The organism is Kitasatospora sp. NPDC036755 (assembly GCF_040636595.1).
GTDB lineage: Bacteria > Actinomycetota > Actinomycetes > Streptomycetales > Streptomycetaceae > Kitasatospora.
On sequence record NZ_JBEZUT010000501.1, the window covers coordinates 1 to 4,315 of the forward strand.

Consider the following 4,315-nt stretch of genomic DNA (forward strand, 5'->3'; position numbering starts at 1 on the left):
GCCCGGTTACATTCCGAACCCGGAAGCTAAGCCTTACAGCGCCGATGGTACTGCAGGGGGGACCCTGTGGGAGAGTAGGACGCCGCCGAACAATTATTCAAGGCCGCGGCCCCCGCGACTCGCGGGGGCCGCGGCCTTTTTGTGTTTTGCGAACGTGAAGAAAGCCGGCAGAGACAGGACTTCCGCCCAGACGCGGAGGGTCCCGGAATGTCGGACAATGGAGAAGGTACGCGGGCCAGCAGGCCGGCGTCGAACCGCGTGGCGGTCGCGGAGTTGCGCGCTCCGCCCGCGGTGGAGCTGAAGCAGCAGAAGGAGTCACCACGATGTCGAACCAGCCCCAGGACCGTCCCGAGCGCCGATCGGACGACGGCCGAGGCTACGAGCCCCGGTCCCGCGGGGGCTCGTCCAACGACCGTGGCGGCTACCGTCGCGACGACCGCGACCGCCGTGACGACCGCTCCTCGGGTGGTTTCCGTCGTGACGACCGCCCGTCGGGTGGCTTCCGTCGCGATGACCGTGACGACCGTCCGCGTCGTGACGACCGCCCCTCCGGGGGCTACGGCCGTGACCGCGACGACCGTGGTGGCGACCGTGGCGGCTTCCGCCGTGACGACCGCCAGGGCGGCGGCTACAACCGCGACCGCGGCGACCGTCCCTCGGGCGGCTACGGCCGTGACCGCGATGACCGTGGTGGCGACCGTGGCGGCTTCCGTCGCGACGACCGTCCGTCGGGTGGTTTCCGTCGTGATGACCGTCCGTCGGGTGGTTTCAACCGTGACCGTGACGACCGCGGTGGTTTCCGTCGTGACGACCGTCCGGCCGGCGGCGGCTTCCGCCGCGACGACCGCCCCTCGGGTTTCCGTCGTGACGACCGTGATGACCGTCCGCGTCGTGACGACCGCCCCTCCGGCGGCTTCAACCGCGATGACCGTGGTGGCGACCGCGGCGGCTTCCGCCGCGACGACCGTCCGTCGGGTGGTTTCCGTCGTGATGACCGTCCGTCGGGTGGTTTCAACCGTGACCGTGACGACCGCGGTGGTTTCCGTCGTGACGACCGTCCGGCCGGCGGCGGCTTCCGCCGCGACGACCGCCCCTCGGGTTTCCGTCGTGACGACCGTGATGACCGTCCGCGTCGTGACGACCGCCCCTCCGGCGGCTTCAACCGCGATGACCGCGGTGGCGACCGCGGCGGCTTCCGCCGCGACGACCGTCCCTCCGGTGGCTTCAACCGCGATGACCGCGGTGGCGACCGTGGCGGCTTCCGTCGTGACGACCGTCCGTCGGGCGGCTTCCGCCGCGATGACCGTCCGTCGGGCGGTTTCAACCGTGACCGTGACGACCGCGGTGGTTTCCGTCGTGACGACCGTCCGGCCGGCGGCGGCTTCCGCCGCGACGACCGCCCCTCGGGTTTCCGTCGTGACGACCGTGATGACCGTCCGCGTCGTGACGACCGCCCCTCCGGCGGCTTCAACCGCGATGACCGCGGTGGCGACCGTGGCGGCTTCCGCCGTGACGACCGCCAGGGCGGCGGCTTCAACCGCGACCGCGGCGACCGGGGCGGTGACCGTGGCGGCTTCCGCCGTGACGACCGGGGCGGCGACCGTGGCGGCTTCCGCCGCGACGACCGCCAGGGCGGCGGCTACCGCCGTGACCGCGACGACCGCGGTGGCGACCGTCGGGACTACGACGACCGCCGGGGCAACTACGAGCCCGTCAAGCGCCTGCCGATCCCCGAGGACGTCACCGGCTTCGAGCTGGACGCGGACGTGCGCCAGGAGCTCAAGAGCCTGCCCAAGACCCTCGCGGACGACGTGGCCCGCAACCTGGTGATGGTGGCCCGCCTGCTCGACGGCGAGCCGGAGGAGGCCTACCAGTACTCGCGCATCGCGCTCCGGCTGGCTTCCCGTGTGGCCGCCGTCCGTGAGGCGGCCGGCTTCGCCTCGTACATGACGCAGCGTTACTCCGAGGCGCTGACCGAGTTTCGTGCCGCCCGTCGGATGACCGGCCGCGCGGACCTGTGGCCGGTGATGGCCGACTGCGAGCGCGGTCTGGGCCGTCCGGAGCGGGCGCTGGCGATGGCCGGTGAGCCCGAGGTGAAGCAGCTGGACAAGGCCGGCCAGGTCGAGATGCGCCTGGTGGCGGCCGGTGCCCGCACCGACATGGAGCAGTTCGACGCCGCCGTGGTGACGCTGCAGAGCCCGGAGCTGGCCTCCAGCGCCGTGCACTCGTGGACCGCGCGCCTGCGGTACGCCTACGCCGAGGCCCTGATCGCGGCCGGCCGGGCCGACGAGGCCCGTGACTGGTTCGCCAAGGCCGCCGAGGCCGACACCGACGGCACCACCAACGCCTCGGAGCGGCTGGCCGAGATCGACGGCGTGGAGTTCACCGACACGCTCGACCCGGAGCTGGCCGAGGACGGGGCCGAGTCGGCCGACGCCCCGGCGAAGAAGCGCACCGGTGGTGACAACTCCGAGGACCGCGTGATCTTCGAGGACGAGGAGGACGTCGAGGAGTTCTACGACGAGGACGACCTCGAGATCGACGACGACTTCGACGGCGTCGTCCCCGAGCGCGCCCAGGACTCGAAGGACGTCCAGGACGCCAAGGACGAGGAGCCGAAGGCCGCCAAGGCGGACGCCGACGCCGACGCCGACGCCGACAAGAGCTGACCGGCTCGCCAGGCAAAGCCGTGAGGCCCTGCCGTTCCCCGGAACTCCGGGAACGGCAGGGCCTCACGGCTTTCGGGCCCGGCGCTCAGCCCAGCGCGAGGTTGCGCAGCACCAGCCCGGTGGCCGGCTTCGGTCCGAAGGAGGTGGACTTGCGCGGCATGGTGACGCCCTGTTCGGCCAGTCGGCGCACCACGGACTCCCGGACCGGGTGCAGCAGGACGGCCGTGCCGCCGGTTCGGGCGGCCTCCTGTTCGGCGGCCGCGGCGGTGTGCAGGTAGCCGATGTCGTCCGGGCCGTCGGGGACGTGCCAGGTGCGGTCGAGCAGGGTGGCGTGCAGGACGGTGGCGTCCAGGTGGCGCCACTCCTCGGGCCTGCCGTGCGGCACGGTGGCGTCGAGCAGGGCCTCCTCGGGCTCGCCGACCAGCCAGTAGACGCCGTTGCCGCCGGTCAGGACGAAGCCGTTGCCGCCGTGCCGCTTCTGCTCGGCGAGGGCCTGGAGCGCGGCGGACAGCGGGCCGGGGACCTCCTTGACCTTCCACTGGTCGCCGAGCCGCTCCAGCGCCTCGGCCACCGGCAGCCGGTACAGCACCCGGTGGATGGCCCGGACCCGCAGCGGATAGCGGGCGGTGTCGACCAGGAGCACCATGCCGCGGTCCCAGGGACTGCGCGGCAGGTGGCGGTGCTCGCGCTGGAGGCGCAGGTACATCTCCCAGCGGTGGTGGCCGTCGGCGATCAGCGCCCGACAGGTGGCGAGGTCGCGGCTGATCTCGGCGATCTCGGCCGGGTCGGTGACGGCCCACAGGCGGTGGTGGGTGTCGTCGCTGGTGGCGGTGGAGAGCAGCGGCTCGCGTTCGACCGTCCGCTCGATCACCCCGGAGGCGCCGCCGTTGCCCCGGTAGGTGAGCAGCAGCGGTTCCAGGTTGGCCCGGGTGGTGCGCATCAGGCCGACCCGGTCGGCGACCGGTCGCGGCATCACGTCCTCGTGCGGGAGCACCACGCCGCCCTCGCGCCCGCTCACCGCGAGCGCGCCGATCAGGCCGCGCTGGAGGAGCTCGGGGGAGTCGGCGGTCGCCGGCACCCGCTGCTCGTAGACGTAGAGCGCGGGCTCGGGATCGGCGGCCAGGACGCCCTCGCGCTGCCAGGCGGCCAGCAGCCGGGCGGCGTGCCGGTAGCGGGTGTCGCGGTCGGGGCGGTCGCCGGCGTCCTCGGGCTCGGGCCTGGGCAGGATCAGCCGGACCACGTTGTGGGGGTCGGCGGTCTCCAGGTCGAGCCGGCGGCCCGGGTCCACGACGTCGTAGGGCGGGGACATCACCGCGGCGAGGGCGCCGACCCGGTCGGGGACGTAGCGCAGGCCGCGGAAGGGGGACAGGGACAGGCCGGCGGTGGCGACGTGCCCGGGATCACCGGGGCCGCCCTCGGGAGTCTCGACTCCGTCTTCTGCACTGGGTGTGCTCATTCTGGGCATCGTAACCGGGTACGCGTTGTTGAGAGATCGGAATGCCCGTGCCGGTTCCTGGGGCGGGTGTGCAACCGAGGGCGAGGTACGGCATGGACGACGGGCAGGAACGGGTGGACGGCGGCGGCCCGGCCGAAGCCCTCCAGGAACTCCCGCGGCTCCGCCATCTCCCCGCCCAGTCCGGCCAGGT

At 73.1% G+C, this 4,315-nt stretch carries 3 protein-coding genes and 1 rRNA gene; 3 read left to right on the forward strand and 1 reads right to left on the reverse strand.

Translation table 11 applies throughout. The features are described from left to right. From rrf to AB0E96_RS38780, 3 genes are all read left to right on the forward strand, one after another. A 5S ribosomal RNA gene (rrf, locus tag AB0E96_RS38770) occupies positions 1 to 91 on the forward strand; the annotation flags it as partial. A 323-nt stretch (positions 92 to 414) separates the two neighbouring features. Further along, positions 415 to 1,830, forward strand: coding sequence for a hypothetical protein (locus AB0E96_RS38775; protein ID WP_359831186.1), 1,416 nt, complete (start codon positions 415 to 417; stop codon positions 1,828 to 1,830). Further along, complete coding sequence (locus tag AB0E96_RS38780; protein ID WP_359831184.1) at positions 1,767 to 2,669, forward strand: hypothetical protein; 903 nt, start codon at positions 1,767 to 1,769, stop codon at positions 2,667 to 2,669. The genes AB0E96_RS38775 and AB0E96_RS38780 overlap by 64 nt, the downstream gene beginning before the upstream one ends. Before the next feature lie 85 nt (positions 2,670 to 2,754). On the opposite strand, the gene AB0E96_RS38785 is transcribed toward AB0E96_RS38780, so the two are convergent. Beyond that, positions 2,755 to 4,125 (reverse strand): DUF1015 domain-containing protein, encoded by a 1,371-nt coding sequence (locus AB0E96_RS38785; RefSeq protein WP_359831182.1) that lies wholly within the window; start codon positions 4,123 to 4,125, stop codon positions 2,755 to 2,757. Between the last annotated feature and the right edge of the window lie 190 nt (positions 4,126 to 4,315).